The organism is Methylobacterium sp. E-012, assembly GCF_057836545.1.
Genome location: NZ_JBYQEY010000001.1, coordinates 1757507 through 1776708 on the forward strand (window position 1 = coordinate 1757507; position 19202 = coordinate 1776708).

Genomic DNA, 19202 nt, shown 5'->3' on the forward strand with positions numbered 1-19202 from the left:
GGGCGTGCCGAATGACACCCGCCGAACATCGCATTTGGATGCCGATGCGGGGCCGAATCCGCTTCGGCCCCGGGCGGGCGACCCGTTCCAGCCCCAGCACCGGGATTCATCGGGCCAGAAAGCGCCCCCGCGCAGACCCGAACACCCGCGGAAACATGCCTCTGCGCTTGCCAAAAAACCGAGACGGCGCTATCTCAACGCCATCGGCACGTGTCCGGATATCTTGGACCGTTACGCCTTCGCAGGGCGGTTCTGACTTTCCTATCGCTATCGGTCGATACCGGCGCCGACCCAAACGGGTAGGAGCCATCACTCACTATGCCTGCGAAGATCAAGGACTGCCATGAGCACCGGAACCGTGAAGTGGTTCAACGAGACCAAGGGCTACGGCTTCATCCAGCCGGATGACGGCGGCAAGGACGTGTTCGTCCACATCTCATCCGTCGAGCGCGCCGGCCTGCGGGCTCTGAACGAGGGCCAGAAGGTCACCTACGAGCTGGAGACCGACCGCCGCAGCGGCAAGCAGTCCGCCGGCCAGCTCCAGACGGCCTGATCTCCGACCGGACGTCTCTCTCCGAAGCCGCTCCCCAAGAGCGGCTTCTTCGTATCGACCATCCCTTTCGGGGCGTGGCCTTCGCCGCGCCCGACCCAGGAGTGTCTGTGAGCTTTCCGAACAAACAGGGCGTCGTTGATCGCCTGGAGACGGCCGCCAAGGCGCGGTCCGAGATGCTGGCCCGGTTCCGGGCACGTCCGACGGCCGACGATCCGGCCGTCCTGGCCCGTCAGTCGGCCCGCCGCGCCGTGGTCGATGCCCGCGAGGCCCGCATGGCCGAGCGCGCCGCCCAGCGCCAGGCCGAGATCGAGCGCAGCGCCGCCCAGGCCGAGGCCGATCGCCTTGCCGAGATCGAGCGCAAGCAGGCCGAGCAGCTGGCCGCCCAGGAGCGCGCCAAGGCCCTTCAGGCCGAGCAGAAGGCGCAGCGCGACGCGCGTTACCTCGCCCGCAAGGCCAAGGCCCAGAAGCGGCGCTGAACCGCCGCTTCGATATCGCGTCCCAGGAGGCCGGCATGTCCCACAAATTCAAGATCGGCGAACGCGTCCGCCGTCCCCGGCTCGGCCTGCCCGGCGACAAGGGCGAGGGCGAGGTGTTCGAAGTCCTCCGGCTGATGCCGGCGGATCAGACCGGCGAGCCCAGCTACCGGATCCGCACCCAGTCCGGCGAGCGGGCGATCCGCGAGAGCGACCTGGTGGCCGCGCCCCACCTCTGATCTATGCCGTTCCTGGACCGGCCCACCACGGGAGGCCGCGAGGGGTGAGTCGCCACGGCGATGCTCCCCGCTCCGACAGGTCTCCGGAACGGGCCGAACATTGCTCCGGCGTGATGGAACCCCAGCGGGCGGCAGCCGGTCAGCCGAACTGCTCCCGCAGGATGCGCTCGTCGAGGCTGTGCCCGGGATCGTGCAGGAGCACCAACTCGGTCGCGCGGTCGAGGGAGGTCTCCACCGTGCAGACCCGGCGGAACTCGGTGTGATCGGCCACCGCCGCCACCGGACGGTGGGGCGCGTCGAGCACGTCGATCCGGATCCGGGCATAGTCCGGCAGCAGCGCGCCGCGCCAGCGCCGGGGCCGGAAGGCCGAGATCGGGGTCAGCGCCAGCAGCTTGGCGTCCAGGGGCAGGATCGGCCCCCCCACCGACAGGTTGTAGGCGGTGGATCCCGCCGCCGTGGCGACCAGCACGCCGTCTGCGATCAGCAGATCGAGCCGGACATGACCGTCCACGGCGATCTTCAGCTTGGCCGTCTGATGGGTCTGGCGCAGCAGATAGACCTCGTTGATCGCCCGCGCCCGGTGCGAGCGGCCCTCGGTGTCGAGCACGTCCATCACCAGCGGATGAATGACGCTGCGCTGCGCGCTGTCCAGGTGCTCCAGGAGGTCGTCGTCCCGGAACTCATTCATCAGGAAGCCGACCGTGCCGCGGTTCATCCCGTAGATCGGCTTCGGGTTGTCCATGAACCGGTGCAGGACCTGGAGCATCAGACCGTCGCCGCCGAGCGCCACCACCACATCCGCCTCCTCGGGCGAGACGTGGTCGTAGCGGCGCATCAGGGCGGCCGCGGCGTCGCGGGCATAGCCGGTCGGGCTCGCCACGAAGGCGATCTTCTTGAAATGTGGCATCGGTCAGGCGAGGCCGGGCGGGGGCGTCGAGGTCGCGTCGGAGGTCACGTCACGGCTCCAGTGCTGACGAGCGAACCGCCCGGTTGACGTCGGTGCCCCGCATGTCCCTCTCTCACCGGACGCATGCGCGACCCGGAGGCATAGCATGGAGCGTCCGCTCCTCGTCTACACCACCTTCCCCGATGCCGCCTCGGCCCTCGACATCGGCGAGGCCCTCGTCCGCGAAGGCCTGATCGCCTGCATCAACGTTCTGCCGGGCATGCGCTCGGTCTACCGTTGGAAGGGCGCCGTGGAGCGCGGCGAGGAGGTGGCGACGATCCTCAAGAGCCGCGAGGGTCTGGCCGAGCCCCTGTCGGCCGCCCTCAAGGCGCGCCATCCCTACGAGACGCCGATCATCCTGCACCTGCCGGTCGCCGGCGCCGACGCCGAGACCGCGGCCTGGATCCTGGCCGAGACCGGGCTCGTCGGGGCGCCGGGGCCTTCGGCCTGACCGGCGGCCCCCGCCGGGGAGCGCCCGCGGGGCCGGGGCGATCCGGATGCTTCGAACCCGCGCCTGCCGCGTTCTCCCCCGGTCCGTCCGCTCGACTTGGGCGGGTCGGCTGCGACCGCGTTCGCCGGTGCGGGCGGAACGTACCGTGGCCGGCACGATGGGGAAGATGACACCATGGCATCATCGAAGACCGGACGTCGCGTCGCTGCGCTCCTCATGGCGGTCGCTCCAGGCTGCGCGGGTGTCCGGGCGGCCGACGGCCCGCCGCCGATGACCATCGTGCCGGCGCCGTCCGGTCCGGCGGGTCTCGCCACCGCCGATCCGCCCGCCCTCCGGTATGGCGTCCTCTACGCTGACGCCGCAGGACGCAGCCATGTCCAATATTGCGATCTGACGAACTTCACCTTCAAGAGCTACGCCCCGCCCGCGCCGCCGCAATACGTCGGCACGCCGCCGGGCGACGTGGCGGCGATCGCCTACGCGGTGCTGCCGGTCGGCTATGTCGGCCCGTGGCACAGCGCGCCCGGCCCGCAATGGGTGATCACCCTCTCGGGACGCTGGTCGGTGGAGGCGACGGACGGCACCGTGCTGGAGCAGGGACCGGGGGAGGTCCAGTTCAACGCCGATGCGGGGTCGACCCCTCAGGGGCCGGATGGCCGGGCCGGGCACCTCACCCGGCAGGTCGGCGCCGCGCCGACCGTGCAGCTCATCGTGTCGTTGAAGAAGCCGCTGCCGGGGCAGGCCTCCGGCACCGGTCCCTGCGAACCGGCCCCGAAATGACCGGCCGCGCGGATCGGAGCCAGTGGGATGCAGGGGCTTCTCAGACGCCGCTCACCGGATAGCTCCGGCCCTTCCAGGTCGCGGCGCCGGCGCGCTCCCGGCGCAGCAGCACGTTCCACTGGATCGCCAGCGCCACCACGACCGCGGCCGGGTGGAGCGGGATCGTCGCCAGGGGTGCCCGAACCGCCAGGGTGATCGCGCCCCGGGTTGCCAGCGACAGGGCGAAAGCGGCCGACGCGAGGGCCAGGGCGGCGGGCGGTGCGAGGCCGAGCAGGCCGGCCGCCACGAGGAGCGGCGGCAGCAGCTGTCCGCCTCCGAGCAGCAGGGTCCAGACCGGCAGGGCCCGGGGCGTGGCCATGCCCTCGTGGGCGTTCTTGGAGAAGCCCGCCCAGGCCTGTGCGAAGGTCTGATACATCCGGCAGGTCGCCAGGGAGGCTGCCGCAACCAGATCCGTCCGGTAGCCCGCCGCGCGGAACAGGCGCGGCAAGCGGACGCCATCGTGCAGCGCGGCGCGGATGGCGCCGTGGCCCCCTGTGGCCGCGTAGGCCGCCGTCTCGAACAGGATGAGCTGGCCGCAGGCCGCCCCGAGGGACGGGTCGGGCAGGCGGCGCATCAGCGGTACCGGCAGGTAGCCCAGCAGCAGGAAGTCGATCATCGGCACGGTGAGCTTCTCGCCCAGCGTATCGACGCGCTGCCGCGGAACGCCGCTCACCAGCGCCGCGCCGGTGCGGCGGGCCCGCGCCGCCAGGGAGGCGGCGGCTTCGGGGGCGAGGCACACGTCGGCGTCGATGAACAGCAGGTGGCGCCCTTGCGCGAGACCGGCCATGTGGCTGCAGGCGTGGTTCTTGCCGGTCCAGCCCTCGGGCAGCGGCGGTACGGCGGCGAGGCGCAGGCGCGGATCGGCGATGGCGCGCACGATCTCGGGGGTCGCGTCCGTGGAATGGTCGTCGCCGACGATCACCTCCACCGGCACCATCGTGCTGGCGAGCGCCGCCCGGACGGTGGCGGCGATGTTGCCGGCCTCATTGCGGGCCGGGATCATTATCGAGACCAGGCTGGGATCCGCCTCCGGCTCCGGCCGGCGCAGGACGGCGAGGTTCACCGCCGCCACGACGGCCGGCAGGAGGGCCAGGACCAGACCGAGCAGGGCGAGGGCGGTGAGAATCCAGTCGGTCATGGTTCACCGCACCCGGATGGGACGTCGCCGGTCCCCAGAACATGCCGGGCGGGCCGGGCGGAAGCGGTCATACGACGCGATCCCGCCCGTCCGCGGGGCGGTGGGCCGGGTCGAAGCGGCGCCCGGAGAGCCGGGCCGCCAGATGCCGCCAGAGGTCGTAGACGCCGCCGACGCCCTTGCGGCCCGAGACCAGGGCGCGGAAGCGCTCGGGTTCGCGGCTGATCACATCGGCGCCGAGCCGATGCAGGGTCGCAGTCAGATCGCCCTCCAGGCGGGCGAGCCGCGCCGGCCGGGGGAGGGCGGCAAGTTCCGCTCCGGGTATGCCGCAGCCGAACGCCGCGAAGGCCCCGGCGCCGCGCTCGTCCCAGAAAGCGTATTCCAGGGCGAGCGGCACGAACAGGGCATCGGGGGCGATCTCGGCCAGGCGCGCCACGCCCGGTCGCAGGCCCAGCGGCCTTGCGCGGGCGTCGGCGAAGCGGCCCTGCGCGGTGATCCAGAGCATGCCGTCCGGCGCCGCCAGGATCGCCCGGGCGGCATCGAGGAACTGCGCCGCGCCTCGCGGGCTGTCGAGGTCGACCGCGAAGGCGCCGATCCGCGCGAAGATGCGGTAGCGCGCCAGCGTCGCGGCGTCGAAGGGCGCCCGGCTCAGCCGCTCCGGGTACAAGCGGCCGGCCAGGACGAGGATCACGGCCGCGTCCCACCAGGCGGGATGGTTGCTGTAGATCACCAGCGGGCCGCGATGGTCGCGTGCCGGCGGCGTGCTCCAGAGCGGCAGGCGCAGGGCGTCGAGGTGGCGATGCAGGTAGCGCTCGAACCACGCCACCATGAAGTCGCGGATCCGGCGCGAGACCGGGGGCAGGGCGGCGACGCGCGTCCGTCTCCCGCCCCCCGGCCGGTCCGGGGCCTGCCCGGGCAAGCCCGAACCGGGATCGGGGGCGGGGGGAGGCGCGGCCGCCGCTGTCACGCCGTCTCGCGCAGGGCGCCGCGGGCGTCCTGATCGTGCGCGTCGGCGGCGATCCAGCCGGACATCATCACCATGGGCATGCCGGGCCCGGGATGGGCGGCGCCGCCGGCGAGATAGAGCCCGCGCACCTGCCGCGAGCGGTTGCCGGGCTTGAACGCGCCCATCACCCGGCCGTGCGAGGCGAGCCCGTAGATCGCGCCGTTCAGGACGCGATAGCGCTCGTGGATGTCCTGCGGCGTCAGGTGGCGCTCGACCACGATGCGCTCCTCCAGGTCCGGCATGCCGGCGGTGCGCTTGAGCTTGTCGAGGATGGTCCGCCGGTAGTTCTGGAACAGCGGCCCGTCCGGGCGCCAGTCGTGGTGCGGCCGGAGATAGGGCGTGTGCACCAGGACGTAGAGGGCTTCCCCGCCCTCGGGTGCCACGCTCGGGTCGGTGGAGGAGGGGGCCGCCAGGTAGGCGGTCGGGTCCGGGGCCGGCTCGCCCTTGTTGTAGATGTAGTCGAACTCCTCCTCGGGGTCCCGGGAGAAGACGAAATCGTGGTGGTTCAGGTGCTCGTAGCGCCTGTTCAGCCCGAGATAGAGCACCACGCCCGAGCAGGCCGGCTCGGGGTTCTTCTTCGCGTAGGCCTTGCCGGCCGCGCCGCCGACGAGTTCCCGGTAGGTGCGCACCGAATCCATGTTGGAGATCACCGCGTCGAAGGGCGTCACGCCCGCGGCGGTCCGCACCCCCCGGACCGCGCCGTTCGCGGTCTCGATCCCGGTCACCTCGGTGTCGGTCTTGCAGGTGGCACCGAGTTCCTGGGCGAGCTTCGCCAGCCCCTCCGCCACCGCGCGGGTGCCGCCCATCGGGTACCAGACCCCGTCGGCGGTCTGCATGTGCGCGATGGCGCAGAGCACCGCCGGGGCGCCGTAGGGCGAGGAGCCGACATATTGCACGAAGTGGTCGAGCATCTGCGCGAGCCGCGCGTCCTTGACCTTGCCGCGGATCGTCGAGGCGACGGAGGCGTGCATGCGCAGGGACAGCACGTCGCGCAGCGTGCCGGGATTCATGTTGGCGCGGATGTTGATCGTATCGAACAGGTCCTCCACGGGCTTCCAGAAGAAGAATTTTTCTGAAACCCCGTGAAGGTGCTCCGAGATGGTGAGGAATTTCTTGTAGCCGTCGCCGGTGCCGGGGGCGAAGCGATCCATGTCGCCGGCCATCCGCTCGATGTCCTGCATCAGGTCGATATGGGTGCCGTCGTCGAAGAAGCAGCGCCACTGCGGGTCGAGGCGGCGCAGGTCCATGTAATCGTGGACCGAGCGGCCGGCCTCCGCGAAGATCCGCTCCAGGACGCGCGGCACGGTCAGGATGGTCGGTCCCATATCGAAGCGGAAGCCGCCCTCGTGCAGCACCGCCGCCTTGCCGCCGAGCCAGCCGTTCTTGTCGTAGACCGTCACGCGGTGGCCCCGCGCCGCCGCGACGCACGCGGCTGCGAGTCCGCCGAGCCCGCTGCCGATGACGGCGACCGTAGAATCCTGGCTCATCCTGACGAGTCGCTCCCCGGGCCGTGGAACCGGCCCGCAGGAGCGAAGCTAGACCTGGGACCGGGCGGGTCAACGCGCCACCCCGTCGCGGTGACGAATCTTCAGCGGGCCGTCGTCGACAACTGCGCCAGGAAGTTGCCGATTTCCCGGCGGCGCAGATCCGCATCGAGGACCTCCGGGCCGATCCCGTGCCGCCAGGCCAGGCGACGGGCCGCCTCCGGGTCTGTCCCCTGCAGGCCGGCGATCTCGTCGGCATAGACGGCCACGGCCCGCGGATCCTCCGCGAAACCGGCCTCCACCAGGGCCGTGTCGCAGAGGCGCAGCATCGCGGCCAGCTCGTCGAGAGCGAGTTCCGGATGGTATTGCGTCCCCCAGAACCAGCCGGCGCCGTGCCGGATCTCGAGGGCCTGGATGCCGAGAACACGATTGCCGGCGAGCACGCGGGCGTTCGGGGGCGGCTCCAGCACGGCATCCGAGTGGATCGCCGGGGCGTCCCAGGTGGCCGGGCGGCCGGCCAGCAGCGGATGGGTTCGGCCCTCCTCCGTCGGCGTGATCGCCCGGGCGAACCCGTATTCGGGCCCGCGCGGGTTCTCGGCGGCCGTTCCGCCGGTCACCGTGGCGGCGACCTGCACGCCCCAGCACGAGCCGAAGACCGCGAGCCCCGCCTCCAGGGCCGTCCGCATCAGATCGAGCTGCCGGTGCACCGCGGGCGTGTCCTCCGCGACCTTGAGGGTCGATCCGGTGAAGATCAGCCCGTCGAAATCCGCGAGGCCCGCCGGCAGGGCGGCGTCGGCATCGGCCGGGCTGACGAGGCGGCAGGTGGTCCCGGGTGCCAGATCCCGCACGACCGCCGCGTAGGATTCGGCCGAGGTCCGGCCCGTAGCGGCGACGTGCCGGTCGCGGGCCGCGCGATCGTTGCCGTCGGCGATGAGCAGGCGCAGCATGGGGTTCCTTCGTCGAGCGGGCCCGGACCGTGCCCGATCGCGGCGACCGTGTCCGCGCGCGGCTGGTCGCAGGGCGGGCGCGGATCGTCGCGCCCCGGCTGTTTCGAAGCGATGCCGGGCGGGTGCCTCGGCTCCCGGTATTCAGGATGGCAGAATACAGTATCCGATGATCGGATCGGCCAGTTTGCCGCTGTGATCGGCGGATATATGCGGCGACATCCAAACAGAGGATGCGCCATGGCTGGTTATGATTGTATCCAGCGATCGCGAATGCGGTTACAGGATCGACGGGGGGTTGGGATGCACGATCTCGCTCAGGTTGAACTCTACTGCTCAGAGGCCCGCGCACTCATCGCACGCGCCGAGGATGCCGCGAATCGCCTCGGCCAGAGCGAGGCCTGCGACGGGCATCGTTTGATGGCGACGCAAGGCCTCGTGGCGATCCGGCACCTCCACAGGATCATCGAAACGCACCGAAACCGCTTGGCCTTCGAGGCGCTGCCCAACGCCGTCAGCCAGCCCGTCCCGCCCAGACGGACCTGGCTGTCCGTCATGCGGCGGCACCTCTCGAGCGGAAGCCGCGCCCTGGAAACGCAGGCCTGATCCGCTCCGGCCGCTGCGCACGCTCATCCGTCCTGCGCCGGGCGGACATGTCGGATGGTGGCCTCCCCGGCTTCGCCGCCCTGTCGGGGGGCCTGACGGCCACGAACATGCGCCGCCGAGAGCGGGGGGCGGAACCCCGCGACAGCCGTCGGCGGTCCCCGGCAGTTCGTGCGGCCTGGAAGGGTGGTTCAGGGAGGCGACGCCGTGATGAGAGCCCTGTTGATATGGCCCGTGCTGCTCCTGATCGGCGCGGCGTGTCCGGCCTTCGGAAAGCGGCTGCGACCGGTCGTCCATCAGGCTCCGGAGATCGAGACCCTCGTCAACCGGGCGTCCGACTTCCTGGAGGAGCGCGGCACCGGCGCCTTTGCGGACTTCAGGAGCAAGGGCAGCCCCTGGCGGTATGGCGACGTCTACCTGTTCGTCGTCGACATGCGCGGGATCGTCCTGTTCAATGCCGCCGAGCCCGACCGCGAGGGGCGGGATCTGCTCGGCGAGCGCGACGCCAACGGGAAGCAGTTCCACCGGGACTTCATCGATACCGTCAGCCGGTTCGGGTCCGGCTGGATCGACTACATGTTCCCGAAGCCGGGTCAGGCCGTCCCCACCGTGAAATGGAGCTACGTCTGCCAGACGCACGTGGCGGGTTCCGAGGCGCTCATCGGAGCCGGCGTCTATGTCGAATAGCGCTGCCTCGCCCGCTCAGACCGTCCGTCGGGCCGCGAGCGCGAGGGCGAAGCCGAGGCCGGCGAGGGCCAGCGCGGCCAGGACCGCCAGCGCCGGGGCGGCGGCGGTGAAGCCCTCGCCGAGCGCGTCCTGATAGGCGGTGATCGCCCAGGCGTTGGGGGTGAGCCAGCCGGCCTGCTGGAGCCAGGGCGGCATCAGGAAGCGCGGCACCATCGAGCCGCCTACCGCCGACAGCAGCAGCACCCCGAAGGTCGAGGCGAGGTGCGCCTGCTGGCGCGAGGCCGCCAGCGCGCAGGCGGCGAGCGCCAGCCCCGCCGCCATCGCGGAGACCAGCAGGCACGTGGCCAGGAAGGCCGGCCAGTGCGGCCCGATCTCGACCCCGTAGAGCAGCGCGGCGGCCAGGAAGATCAGGCCCGCCTGCACGACGCCCTGGAGCGTCAGGAAGCCGAACTTGCCGAGCACCACCACCGGCAGCCCACCCGGCCCGGCCATGAGCCGCTCGCTGAGCCCGGTCTCGCGCTCCTCGACCAGCGTCATCGCCCCCTGCATCGCGGCGAACAGCAGGAACACCGCGGTGATCGCGCCCGCATAGTAGCTGATCCGGGCGTTGGTGGTGCTGGCCGCGGTACTGCGCCTTTCGACCATGTCGGCGAAGCTGAACGGTTCCTTCTTCGCCCGCTGCTCGGCGAAGGCCTCGTCGAGGAAGCGCCGTTCGTCCGGGCCGATCTTGCCGGTGCGCTCCACGTCGGCGACGATCCGCGAGAGGACCACGTCGGGCAGTGACTCGTTCAGAACGCGCTGGAACTGGCCCAGGGCGATCGGCGTCGCCAGGGCCTTGGCGGGATTCTCCACCAGCACCACCGGGCGGTCGGCGGCGCCCGGGGCGCCCTCGGAGGGTGTCGCGATCAGATCGCCGCGCAGGGCGAGCGCCACGTCGACCTCGCCCGAGCGCACAGCCCGGACGACGCCCGCGAGGTCGGTCTCGGGCAGGCGCGTGACCCGCAGGGACGGATCGGCAGCGAGCGCGTCGGTGAGGCGGCGTGTCGCGGCGGTCTGGACGAGGTCGGCGAGTCCGAGATGGATGCGGATCCGCTCGCCGGTCGCCCCGGAGAAGATCGCCGCGAAGATCGAGAAGATCACGGTCGGCAGGACGAACGCCATTACCAGGGCGGCGCGGTCGCGCAGCAGGCTCAGGGCCATCACGCGGAAGGCGGCGCCGATCATCCGGCCGTCCCGTCCCGCAGGGCGGGGATTTCGGCGTCGGTCACCGCGCGGGGCCGGAGTGCGTCGAGGTAGAGGGCTTCCAATCGGGGGGCGCGCACCCGGACCTCGGCCACCGGCACGCCCTGGGCGCGCAGGCTACCGAGCAGGGCCGCGCCGTCGAGGCCGGACCGCTCCACCGAGCGCCAGGTCAGGCCACCCGGCTCCGCCACCGCGAAGCCGGCCCGGCGCAGGGCCGCCTCGGCGGGTTCGTCGGCCGGGACTGTGAGGCTCAGTTCCCGCTCGGGGACGCCCGTGCGCAGCTGCGCCAGCAGATCGGTGAGGCGGCCGGCGCGCACGATCCGCCCCTGCGCCAGGAACGCGACCCGCGCGGCGAGGCGCTCCGCCTCGGCGAAGTCGTGCGTGGCGATCAGGATCGCGGTGCCGGCCGCCTTGAGCCGGTCGAGGACGGCGTGGATCGCCGCCCGGGCGGCGAGGTCGACCCCGCTCGTCGGCTCGTCGAGGAGGACGAGGCGCGGCCGGTTCATCAGGCTAGCCGCGATATTGACCCGGCGCCGGTAGCCCCCCGACAGGGTCCCGACCGGGCGGCGCGCCACCCCGCCGATCTCGGCCATCGCCAAAGCGGCCTCCACCGCTGCCCGCCGGTCGCGCCGGGGGACGCCCGCGAGTTGGCCGAACACGCCCAGATTCTCAGCCACGGTCAGCTTCGGGTAGAGGGCGATCTCCTGCGGCACCCAGCCGATGGCCCGCCGGGCACCGCCCTCCCGGTACGGATCGGCCCCGGTGACGCGCACGGATCCCGCGTTCGGGCGCAGGCGGCCGGCCACGAGGCGCATCAGAGACGATTTGCCCGCTCCGTTCGGCCCGAGCAGTGCCAGGGTCTCGCCCGGTTCGAGATCGAGGTCGACACGCTCCAGGACCCGCCGTCCGCGGAGGTCGAGATCGACGCCCGCGATTCGGACCAGGGGATCGGCCATCGCCTCAGCGCCGGGGCAGGGCGCGGGCGAGGCGCACCCGCAGGGCTGCGCCCGGCTCCCGCAGCACGAACGCGGCCTCGGCGAAATCCGGCCGCGCCCGCCGCCCGGCGGGGCCCGAGAAACCGTAGGGTTCGAGGGGCAGGCCCAGCCCGGTGCGGTCAAGGCGGCCATTGCCGTTCGCGTCCTGAAAGGCCGCCACCGCGTAGGTCCCCGCCGGCACACCGCGGAAGGTGAACAGGATGCGGTCGCCGGAGGCCGGCGCCTCGTCGCCCCGGGCGCAGGCGGCCTCCGACAGGCTCCCCTGGCAGAGGGCGATGCGCACCGTGCCGCCGCCGGGTTCGATCCCATCGATCTCGACCTGCACGCTCGCGGCCGCCGCCGGCAGGGTAGCGCTGAGGCAGACCGCGAGGACGAACCCGGCGAGACCGTTCCGCCGGCCCGCCGGCCTGGTCACGAAGCCTCGCCGGAGGTGGCGAGCGGTGCGGTCTCGGGGATGCCCGCGGTGGCCGCGGCGCGGGCGCCGGCCAGTTCCTCGATCAGCAGCCGGGCCGTGATCCGGGCGCCCTCGTAGATCACCGGCAGGCCGGAGCCCGGATGGGTGCCGCCGCCCACGAGGTAGAGTCCCGGCCCGAAGCGGTTGTGGGGCCGGAAATACAGCATCTGCATCAGGTCGTGGGCGAGGTTGAAGGTGGCGCCCTCGTGGACGGCGAAATCCTCCTCCCACTGGGTCGGGTCGATGATTCGCTCGTAGCGGATCCGCGACTCGATATCGCCGAGGCCGAGGAGCTTCAGCCGCTCCAGGATCAGGCTCCGATAGGTCTGACGGATCGACGGCCAGTCGATCCCGGCCTTCAGGTTCGGCACCGGTACGAGCACGTAGAGGGCGGTGTGGCCCGGGGGGGCCATGCCGCCGTCGGTGTAGCCCGCGTGCTGCACGTAGAGGGACGGCTGCATCGGCAGCGTGCCCTCGGTGATCTCGCGGATATTCTTCTCGTAGCCGTCGGCGAGGAGGATCGTGTGGTGCCCGAGGCTGTCGGGCATGGACCCCTCAAGGCCGAGATACAGCATGAAGGTCGAGCAGGAGAGCCGGGCCTTGTGGATCTTCGCGTCGCGCCAGCGGGGGCGGTGCCGCTCCGGGACCAGGGCCCGCACCACCTTGGCGAAGTCGCCGTTGATCAGCACCGCGTCGGCGTTGAAGGTCTCGCCATCTGCCACGACGCCGCTGGCGCGCTTGCCGTCGAAGGTCACCCGCTCGACGGTGCTGTTGAGCCGGACATCGACGCCCATGCGCCCGGCCAAGCCCGCCATCGCATCCGAGACGGCGCCGCAGCCGCCGACCGGGTGGTAGACCCCGTGCTCGTATTCGAGGAACGACAGGATCGTGAACAGGCTCGGGCACCGGAACGGCGACATGCCGAGGTACTTGGTCTGGAACGAGAAGGCGAGGCGCACCCGCGGGTCGGCGAAGTGGCGCTTGAGATCCTTGTCGACGCTGCGCCCGGGATGCAGGTAGGGCAGGGCCGCTAGCATCGCCGGGCTCGCCATGCTGCGCAGGGTGTGGAAGGATTGCTGGAGGATCGGCTTGAAGTAGTCGAGCTTGGTCCGGTTCTCCGTGAAGAACGCCTTGACGTGCTTGGCATCCTCCGGCGCCAGGCGGGCGATTTCCTGCTCCATGCGGGCGATGTCGCCGGTCGCCCGGATCGTGCCCGAGATGCCGTCCGCGCCCTCGAAGACGAGGTGGTATTGCGGATCGAGCCGTTCGAGCTTGACGTGATCCTCGAGCCGCTCACCGCAACTCGCGAAGATGTCGGCGAGGATCTGGGGGTAGAGGAAGAAGGTCGGCCCGATATCGAACTTGTAGCCGCCCGGCGCCGCCACGGTCTTGGTGCGGCCGCCGACCTGCGCGTCCTTCTCGAACAGCGTCACGTGGACTCCGGCCCGCGCCAGCAGAAGGGCGGTGGCCAAGCCACCCGGACCGGCGCCGACCACGGCTACCCGGCGTCCGGTGAGCGCCCGCAACCCATTCCCAGACTGAAGCAACGCCGCCGACTCCTGCCAGAATCCCCCGAACCACAACCGTCAAGCTAGACCGCTCGTCGCGCGCGGCAATTGCTGCCGTTTGTCGCGCGCAGAACAGCACAGGCTTCGAGACCCGTGAAGGGCCGTCGACCGGTCCCCGCGGGGGTATCGCATCGGAGGGGCGGAACCGGGGCAAACCACCTCATGCCGGACGCGGTCTGTCGGGGCCGGGCTGGACCGTGCGCCACAGCCACAGCGCGGTCAGGATCAGCGACAGCGTCGCGGCCGCTCCGGTCCATTCCAGGGCGCCCCAGCCGGCCCAGCGGCCGGATCCGAGGGCGCGCACCAGCAGCGGGCCGGCGATCTGTCCGGCGGCGAACGCTGCGGTCATCTGCGCCAGCAGCGGCGTCGGATCCTCGGGCCGCACCTCACGGGCCAGCTGCAAACCGGCCATGGTCGCGACCATGAAGGTGCCGCCCACGAGCACCGCCGCGGTGGCGATGGCCGGGAGGCTCTGGACGAACAGGGGCAGGGCGGTGCCCAGCGCCATGATTCCCTGTGCCAGGGCCCAGATCCGCTGGCGGGACCCGTGCGGCGCGAAATGTGCCACGGCCGCGACCGACAGGGCGGCGGCGAGGCCAAAGAGCGGCCAGGTCAGCCCGAAGACGAGCGGATCGGGCGCCAGCGCCCGCGCCATAGACGGGAGGAACGTCGCCGGGACGATATAGCCGAACCCGAACGTCCCGTAACAGAGGACGAGGCTCAGCTGCCTGCTCCGGCGGCGCGGCACGGTCGCCGCGGCCGCGTGCTCCGTAAGCGGGGCCGTTTCCGTGTCGGGCCCGGAGGGCCGCAGCGCGGATAGCGCCCAGACGAGCAGCGCGCCGGCGCCGGCGACCGCGCCGAGTTCCAGCCACAGCCGGTGTGCCGGCTGGCGTCCCCCCAGCCATGTCAGCACGCCGGCCAGGGCGATGCCGAGCCCGACGCCCGTGTAGATCCAGGCCCCGGATCGTCCGGCCCGCTTCCGTGCGAGTTCGGCGAGGCACCAGCCGCTCGCGCAGACCAGCGCCCAGGCGCTGAACACGCCGGCGGCCCCCCGCAACGCGAGGCCGAGCAGCGCGGTCGCCCCGGCATCGACCCCGGACATCGCGAGGGTCGTCAGCGCGACGCCGACCAGACTCAGCAGCAGGCCGCGGCGCGGGTCGCCGGCGAACCACGCGGCGGTCAAGGCGCCGAGGAAGTAGCCGACGTAGTTGGCGGCCGCCCATTCCGCGCCCGACGCGGTGCTCAGGGTGCCGTCCCGGATCATCAGCGGCATGAGCGGCGTGAAGGCGAAGCGGCCGATCCCCATGGCGACCGCGAGGGCTACGAGACCGCTCCCGACGATCGGCCAGGTCGTGCGGCGCGGGGCGGCGGGGATGGAACGTGTCGTGCTCATCGACCGCCGATTGAACACGCGCCGACCGCCCTTGGAAAACGAATTCTCGCGCTGCACCGCGCTACCGGGCGACCGGTGGATCTCGACGACCTGCGCCTTGGACGTGCGAATCGCTGGCCGAATTCTGTCTCCGCCTTACGTGTCGAGATCATCCGCCATCACGATGCGTTTCATGGGTCGTCTACGGCAATTCGTTGCAGAGAATGTCTACGCGAAGCTGTTCCGGTCCCCGCACTGGCGCGTCGGCTGGCGGCATGTCTCGGGTCCCGACCTGTGGGACACGCAATCGCTGGCGGACACGCGCTGGAACCGCCTGCCGGATCCCGGCATCCGCTTCTTCGCCGATCCGATGGCGATCGCGCATGGCGGGCGGACGATCCTGTTCGTGGAGGATTTCCACCATCACCGGCAGAAAGGCGTCATCTCGGCCGTCGAGATGACCCCGGCTGGACCCGTCGGGCCGGTGCGCCCAGTGCTCGAAGAGCCCTGGCACCTGTCCTACCCGCACGTGTTCGAGCACGATGGCGCCATCTGGATGATCCCGGAAAGCTGCGAGAACCGTGAGGTCGTCCTCTATCGCGCGGACCCGTTCCCGGATCGCTGGACCCGCGAGGCCGTGCTCATCGACGGAATGCCGTTGACCGACGCGACCCTCGTCCAGCACGACGGTCTGTATTGGCTGCTCGCGACCTTGGAGAATCCCGGTTCCGCCTCGGCGGATCTGTGCCTGTTCCACGCGGCGAGCCTCTTCGGCCCGTGGCGCCCCCATCCGGGCAACCCGGTGCTGCACGACGCCCGCACCGCGCGGTCGGCGGGGCCAGTCGTTCGCCGCGACGGTCGCTTGTGGAGACCGGTCCAGGATTGCAGCCACCATTACGGCGCCGCCGTCGGGTTGGCCGAGATCACGCGCCTCGACACGGCCGGCTACGAACAGAATGTCCGGAACACGCTCGCCCCGTGCCAGGCTTGGCCCGGGCGACGGCTGCACACGCTGAGCCAGTGCGGCGGCTTCGAATTCATCGACGGCTCGGCCAATGTGTTGCGCTGGTCGCCGTTTGCCGGCGGGACCTGAACCGCCGCGCAGGGTGCTTCCAGGCGAGGGGGATGCTGATGGTGCCCCGGACGCGCGATCGAGCGATGCGTGCGCGCCGTGGTCCGATCCGACGTGCTCGGCCAGGGCCTCAGACCGTCGTCCCGAGGGCTGGCCGTCGGGTCTCGGGAGAGGGACGACGCGCTACGAGGGTTGAAGCAGCGATCGATAGACGCCGATCGTCTCGTCGGCCATGCGCTTGCAGGACAGCCAATCGAGGTTGGTTCTCGCGGCCCGGCGCCACCGTTCCAGTTCCACCGGATCGCGCAGCACGCGCCGCAGCTCCTGCGCCAGGAAAGCCGGGTTGTGCGGCGGGATCAGGATGCCGGCGCGGCCATGATCGAGCAGTTCCGGGATGCCGCCCACGGCGGTCGCGATGACGGCGCATCCGGCCTCTCGCGCCTCTGCGACGGCGAGGGGAAAGGCTTCTGTATGCGATGCGAGCACGAAGACCGAAGCCTCCCGCAAGGCTCGGTAGGGTTTGGCGATGAAGCCTTGGAAGTGGATGCGATCCGAACCGGTCGTCTGGGCTTTGAGCGCTTCGAAATAGTCGCGATCGGGTCCCGATCCCAGAATTTCGAGCGTGGCGTCCGGAAACTCGTTCGCAATGTCCCCGAACGCGGAGATCAGATCACCGACGCCTTTCCTGCGGTACAGGCCCGCGACGGTGATGATCACGGGCGGCCTGCGACCCGGAGGACGCACCTCCCGTGCATGGACCTCCGCCCGGCGACGTGGCGATTGCAGGATGCCGTGCCGGACCACGTGCATCTTGTCGTAGCGAAAACCCCGCTTGTGAAAAGCGCGCCGCCCGCTCTCCGATAAAACGATGACGCGGTCACCGGCCTGCATCAGATTCGATGTCAATCGCCACTCGTTGTGGACGGTCGTGATCAGACCATAGTCTCCGAAGCCGGCCAGATCTCGACCCAGTCGCATCAGCACGGCGCCGGTCATCATATGGGCATGGACGATATCAGGCTTGCGTGACCTGATGATCTCCCGGAGTCGAGGCAGAGCTCTGAAGAATGGCCAACCGGATCGAATGTACATGTTCGCGTATTCATGATGAATATTAAATTCAGATAAAAGATCTAAATACCCGCCTCCGGAGCTGACGAACGACACGTCGTGTCCGGCCTCCGATTGCATGCAGGCCAGATCGACGGCCGAATTGACAATTCCGTTGCCTTTATTGACCAACTCGTTCGCGGCGTGCAAGATTTTCATACACGGCTCCGTATCGAGCTTGTCGTGCCGTTAATAAGTTTTGCCAATACGATTAACATCTTGAGCTGGTTGTGATGCGCGCCGTTGAAACTTCCATTGCCCGGGGGCTTGGGAGTGGCAAAACGGTATGGCCTAATTTCCAGCGGTATTATGATGGCAGTAACTACGTAACACGACTCTAATCGCGCATACCGCCCGGTATTTGCCGGATAAAATTTGGGCGGTTGCATGAAACGTCGCCGCGGCAACACCGCCTGACCGGCTGTGGCGCCTGAAAAGGCGAGCCGCGGCCTGTTTCCCTCGACGCGGCGCTGAACCGCGATTCGGCCGGGCTTGCATGGTCGCCGGGGGGCGCAAAGGGACCACGCATCTCCGTGACGGCCAGCGCAACGCCCCAGCCGCCCCGACGTTTTCGCGTGCGGACATCGAGCGTCGAAGATGGGGCGCGAGGGATCGCGCGCTCACCGTCGCGCCCGTCCGCGTCGCCGGTCTCGGACCCGACACCGTGCCGCTTTCCGGGGGCGCGGCGCGCGTCGCGTCGAAGACCCCGTCAGTTGCTCAATCGGACCGACGCCACGGCGGTCGAGAACAGCTGGAGCATGGCGGCCGTGATGTCGCCGCCGGACGCGACGGGGAAATACAACCCGTCCGACGCGCACGATTTCAGCGACGGCCCGATCTGGTTTTCGTAGGGTCGGACATAGGAGTTGTAGAAACTGTTGTCATAAAGCGGAAGATACTGCGTGTAGATGATGCCGATGCGGACGTTGTTGTTTTTCAGCGCCTTGCACGTCGACGGACTGAAGGGTCCGATGAAGCGATTGCTCTGATACTGAAAGCCCGCGCTCTGATTGGTGACGGTGCCCCCGGTATCTTCGACACCATCGGTCACGAAGAACAGGAACCGGATCGGCGACGCCGCGGTCGAGCCGGTGCCGCTGGCCGGTATCGTCGTATTCATTTTGGTGATGGCGCGTTCGAAATCGGACTGATTGTCGGATTGATTATAATACGCGTAGGCAATGTCGATATTGGCAGCCGCCGTCTTGATCTGGCTCAGGGTCGCGGTCATCGCCTGAAGGCGCGTCTGTGTCGTGGAATCGTTGAAGGTCCACATCTCCATCTGGAACTGCTGCGGCAGCGACATGCTGGCATTGGCCTGATCGACCAGCGCCGACACAGCATCGCGCAGGACCTGGATCCGCAGCTTGATGTTGTTTTTCTGAGCGATGTGATAATTGTCGTTCAGGTTGTCGCCGGTCACATTGCCCGAGGAATCGAAGGTATGCTGATGGCAGGCGAACGCACAGCCGCCGGTGGCATTCTTCATGTTGTTGACATCGGTGTCGGTCGCGGCCAGCCCCATCGATGGGGAATTGTCGAGTAGAAGATAGAAATTGATATATTGGAACAAATTGCGGGTGCTCGAAGCGGTCCCGCCGATATTCATCGTCACGACCTTCATCATCAAGGCGAGACTGGTTTTCACGGTCGCGGTGTAGCTCGCCGTGAGGCTCAAGGTCGACGCCCCGTTGACCGGCGTCCCGGGGGTGAACGACGTGACGGTCACGCCGGGGACCTTGGCGGCCTCCGCGCGGAACTGCGTCTCCATGTTCTGAAGATTGGTCGTCGAGATGGAATTGGTCTTCTGCGACATGACCGCGAGCACGGCGCCGTCGAGGGCCGTGTCGAGCCGCGCCTTGACGGCGTTGCGTCGGCCGTAATCGATCGCCGCGGCCGAGGCGAAGAGGATCGGCATCGCCACCAGGGCGAGGGTTATCGCGACCTGCCCGGACCGGGCGCGGCCGTAGCTCAGCACCCGATGTCTGACGTACCGGTTCACCCGGCCAGGAAACGAGGACAGGGCACCCTCCCACAATCGTGAGCGCG

At 69.9% G+C, this 19202-nt stretch carries 20 protein-coding genes; 8 read left to right on the forward strand and 12 right to left on the reverse strand.

Translation table 11 applies throughout. The features are described from left to right. The first annotated feature begins 343 nt into the window (after nucleotides 1-343). From AC3IF1_RS08330 to AC3IF1_RS08340, 3 genes are all read left to right on the forward strand, one after another. Nucleotides 344-553, forward strand: coding sequence for a cold-shock protein (locus AC3IF1_RS08330; protein ID WP_489217149.1), 210 nt, complete (start codon nucleotides 344-346; stop codon nucleotides 551-553). A gap of 107 nt (nucleotides 554-660) precedes the next feature. Then, entirely contained in the window at nucleotides 661-1029 is a 369-nt protein-coding gene (locus AC3IF1_RS08335) for a DUF6481 family protein (protein ID WP_243966851.1), read from the forward strand. Nucleotides 1030-1064: 35 nt separating this feature from the next. Next, nucleotides 1065-1265 carry a hypothetical protein gene (locus AC3IF1_RS08340; protein ID WP_243966853.1) on the forward strand — a complete coding sequence of 67 codons (201 nt, stop codon included), beginning with the start codon at nucleotides 1065-1067 and terminating at the stop codon, nucleotides 1263-1265. A gap of 139 nt (nucleotides 1266-1404) precedes the next feature. Here the strand turns inward: AC3IF1_RS08340 and AC3IF1_RS08345 are convergent, their stop codons facing one another. Continuing rightward, on the reverse strand, nucleotides 1405-2172 hold the full coding sequence (locus AC3IF1_RS08345; RefSeq protein WP_243966854.1) for an NAD kinase: 768 nt from the start codon (nucleotides 2170-2172) through the stop codon (nucleotides 1405-1407). A gap of 145 nt (nucleotides 2173-2317) precedes the next feature. Between AC3IF1_RS08345 and cutA the strand changes: the two genes are divergently transcribed. Next, entirely contained in the window at nucleotides 2318-2662 is a 345-nt protein-coding gene (cutA, locus tag AC3IF1_RS08350) for a divalent-cation tolerance protein CutA (protein WP_489217150.1), read from the forward strand. A gap of 174 nt (nucleotides 2663-2836) precedes the next feature. After that, the gene (locus AC3IF1_RS08355) at nucleotides 2837-3442 is read left to right on the forward strand and encodes a hypothetical protein (protein ID WP_489217151.1); all 606 of its coding nucleotides are present in this window, start codon (nucleotides 2837-2839) and stop codon (nucleotides 3440-3442) included. Nucleotides 3443-3482: 40 nt separating this feature from the next. Here the strand turns inward: AC3IF1_RS08355 and AC3IF1_RS08360 are convergent, their stop codons facing one another. From AC3IF1_RS08360 to AC3IF1_RS08375, 4 genes are all read right to left on the reverse strand, one after another. Next, complete coding sequence (locus AC3IF1_RS08360) at nucleotides 3483-4619, reverse strand: glycosyltransferase family 2 protein (protein ID WP_489217152.1); 1137 nt, start codon at nucleotides 4617-4619, stop codon at nucleotides 3483-3485. Nucleotides 4620-4686: 67 nt separating this feature from the next. Then, nucleotides 4687-5445, reverse strand: a complete 759-nt coding sequence (locus tag AC3IF1_RS08365; protein ID WP_489220354.1) for a lysophospholipid acyltransferase family protein — start codon at nucleotides 5443-5445, stop codon at nucleotides 4687-4689. Nucleotides 5446-5579: 134 nt separating this feature from the next. Then, nucleotides 5580-7109 carry a phytoene desaturase family protein gene (locus AC3IF1_RS08370; protein WP_489217153.1) on the reverse strand — a complete coding sequence of 510 codons (1530 nt, stop codon included), beginning with the start codon at nucleotides 7107-7109 and terminating at the stop codon, nucleotides 5580-5582. Between the two features lie 101 nt (nucleotides 7110-7210). Further along, a complete protein-coding gene (locus tag AC3IF1_RS08375; RefSeq protein ID WP_489217154.1) occupies nucleotides 7211-8053 on the reverse strand; it encodes a type 1 glutamine amidotransferase in 843 nt (280 codons plus the stop codon). Between the two features lie 300 nt (nucleotides 8054-8353). Here AC3IF1_RS08375 and AC3IF1_RS08380 point away from each other — a divergent pair, with 300 nt between their 5' ends. Continuing rightward, nucleotides 8354-8656, forward strand: coding sequence for a hypothetical protein (locus AC3IF1_RS08380; RefSeq protein ID WP_489217155.1), 303 nt, complete (start codon nucleotides 8354-8356; stop codon nucleotides 8654-8656). 207 nt (nucleotides 8657-8863) lie between these two features. After that, complete coding sequence (locus AC3IF1_RS08385; protein ID WP_489217156.1) at nucleotides 8864-9340, forward strand: cache domain-containing protein; 477 nt, start codon at nucleotides 8864-8866, stop codon at nucleotides 9338-9340. A gap of 15 nt (nucleotides 9341-9355) precedes the next feature. Here AC3IF1_RS08385 and AC3IF1_RS08390 read toward each other — a convergent pair whose 3' ends face one another. The 5 genes from AC3IF1_RS08390 to AC3IF1_RS08410 all read right to left on the reverse strand — a co-directional run bounded on the left by AC3IF1_RS08390 (nucleotide 9356) and on the right by AC3IF1_RS08410 (nucleotide 14992). Further along, nucleotides 9356-10564, reverse strand: coding sequence for an ABC transporter permease (locus AC3IF1_RS08390; protein WP_489217157.1), 1209 nt, complete (start codon nucleotides 10562-10564; stop codon nucleotides 9356-9358). Beyond that, complete coding sequence (locus AC3IF1_RS08395; RefSeq protein WP_489217159.1) at nucleotides 10561-11538, reverse strand: ABC transporter ATP-binding protein; 978 nt, start codon at nucleotides 11536-11538, stop codon at nucleotides 10561-10563. Before AC3IF1_RS08395 ends, AC3IF1_RS08390 begins: the two co-directional genes overlap by 4 nt. Nucleotides 11539-11542: 4 nt before the next feature. Then, nucleotides 11543-11992, reverse strand: a complete 450-nt coding sequence (locus AC3IF1_RS08400; protein ID WP_489217161.1) for a DUF2141 domain-containing protein — start codon at nucleotides 11990-11992, stop codon at nucleotides 11543-11545. Then, complete coding sequence (locus AC3IF1_RS08405) at nucleotides 11989-13578, reverse strand: phytoene desaturase family protein (protein ID WP_489217163.1); 1590 nt, start codon at nucleotides 13576-13578, stop codon at nucleotides 11989-11991. The genes AC3IF1_RS08400 and AC3IF1_RS08405 overlap by 4 nt, the downstream gene beginning before the upstream one ends. Before the next feature lie 181 nt (nucleotides 13579-13759). Further along, nucleotides 13760-14992 carry a YbfB/YjiJ family MFS transporter gene (locus AC3IF1_RS08410; RefSeq protein WP_489217165.1) on the reverse strand — a complete coding sequence of 411 codons (1233 nt, stop codon included), beginning with the start codon at nucleotides 14990-14992 and terminating at the stop codon, nucleotides 13760-13762. On the opposite strand from AC3IF1_RS08410, the gene AC3IF1_RS08415 reads away from it, so the two are divergent. Next, the gene (locus AC3IF1_RS08415) at nucleotides 14973-16064 is read left to right on the forward strand and encodes a glucosamine inositolphosphorylceramide transferase family protein (RefSeq protein WP_489217167.1); all 1092 of its coding nucleotides are present in this window, start codon (nucleotides 14973-14975) and stop codon (nucleotides 16062-16064) included. The two genes, AC3IF1_RS08410 and AC3IF1_RS08415, sit on opposite strands and share 20 nt — an antisense overlap. Before the next feature lie 162 nt (nucleotides 16065-16226). Here the strand turns inward: AC3IF1_RS08415 and AC3IF1_RS08420 are convergent, their stop codons facing one another. Both AC3IF1_RS08420 and AC3IF1_RS08425 read right to left on the reverse strand, forming a co-directional pair. After that, entirely contained in the window at nucleotides 16227-17312 is a 1086-nt protein-coding gene (locus tag AC3IF1_RS08420; RefSeq protein WP_489217169.1) for a glycosyltransferase family 4 protein, read from the reverse strand. Between the two features lie 550 nt (nucleotides 17313-17862). Next, on the reverse strand, nucleotides 17863-19131 hold the full coding sequence (locus AC3IF1_RS08425) for a TadE/TadG family type IV pilus assembly protein (RefSeq protein WP_489217171.1): 1269 nt from the start codon (nucleotides 19129-19131) through the stop codon (nucleotides 17863-17865). Nucleotides 19132-19202 lie beyond the last annotated feature (71 nt).